The organism is Dyella choica (assembly GCF_003977665.1).
In the GTDB taxonomy this organism is placed as follows: Bacteria; Pseudomonadota; Gammaproteobacteria; order Xanthomonadales; family Rhodanobacteraceae; genus Dyella_B; species Dyella_B choica.
Genome location: NZ_RYYV01000065.1, coordinates 1 through 1,192, shown reverse-complemented (window position 1 = coordinate 1,192; position 1,192 = coordinate 1). Strand labels below are relative to the sequence as shown.

Below are 1,192 nucleotides of genomic sequence, written 5' to 3'. Positions count from 1 at the left end.
CATGGCAAAGGGTAAATTCGAACGCACCAAGCCGCACGTGAACGTGGGCACGATCGGTCACGTGGACCACGGCAAGACGACGCTGACGGCGGCGCTGACGAAGGTTGGTGCGGAACGTTTCGGCGGTGAGTTCAAGGGCTACGACCAGATCGACGCGGCGCCGGAAGAAAAGGCGCGCGGTATCACGATCTCGACGGCGCACGTGGAATACGAATCGCCGAACCGTCACTACGCACACGTGGACTGCCCGGGCCACGCCGACTACGTGAAGAACATGATCACGGGTGCGGCGCAGATGGACGGCGCGATCCTGGTGTGCTCGGCCGCGGACGGCCCGATGCCGCAGACGCGCGAACACATTCTGCTGAGCCGCCAGGTGGGCGTGCCGTACATCGTCGTGTTCCTGAACAAGGCCGACATGGTGGACGACGCCGAGCTGCTCGAGCTGGTGGAAATGGAAGTGCGCGAGCTGCTGTCGAAGTATGAATTCCCGGGCGACGACACGCCGATCATCAAGGGTTCGGCGAAGCTCGCGCTGGAAGGCGACCAGTCGGAAATCGGCGTGCCGGCGATCATTGCGCTGGTGGACGCGCTGGACAGCTACATCCCCGAGCCGGTGCGCGTGCTGGACAAGCCGTTCCTGATGCCGGTGGAAGACGTGTTCTCGATCTCCGGTCGCGGCACGGTGGTAACCGGTCGCGTGGAGACGGGCATCATCAAGGTCGGCGACGAAATCGAGATCGTGGGTTTGAAGCCGACGGTCAAGACGACGGTGACCGGCGTGGAAATGTTCCGCAAGCTGCTGGACCAGGGTCAGGCAGGCGACAACGTGGGTCTGCTGCTGCGCGGCACGAAGCGCGAAGACGTGGAGCGCGGCCAGGTGCTGGCCAAGCCCGGTTCGATCACCCCGCACACGAACTTCGAAGGCGAGATCTACGTCCTGTCGAAGGAAGAGGGTGGTCGTCATACCCCGTTCTTCAGCAACTACCGCCCGCAGTTCTATTTCCGTACGACGGACGTGACTGGCGCGATCAAGTTGCCGGAAGGCACGGAGATGGTGATGCCGGGCGATAACGTGAAGATCTCGGTCGAGCTGATTGCCCCGATCGCGATGAGCGAAGGCCTGCGCTTTGCGATCCGTGAAGGCGGCCGTACGGTGGGCGCCGGCGTCGTCGCCAAGATCACCAAGTAA

At 63.3% G+C, this 1,192-nt stretch carries 1 protein-coding gene; it reads left to right on the top strand.

The window, feature by feature from the left end; genetic code table 11:
* The first annotated feature begins 1 nt into the window (after window position 1).
* The gene (tuf, locus tag EKH80_RS23695; protein ID WP_126687256.1) at window positions 2-1,192 is read left to right on the top strand and encodes an elongation factor Tu; all 1,191 of its coding nucleotides are present in this window, start codon (window positions 2-4) and stop codon (window positions 1,190-1,192) included.

Bases quoted from the DNA above. Each gene is read 5' to 3' on its own strand.
- tuf (WP_126687256.1), top strand. From the start codon at position 2: ATGGCAAAGGGTAAATTCGAACGCACCAAGCCGCACGTGAACGTGGGC.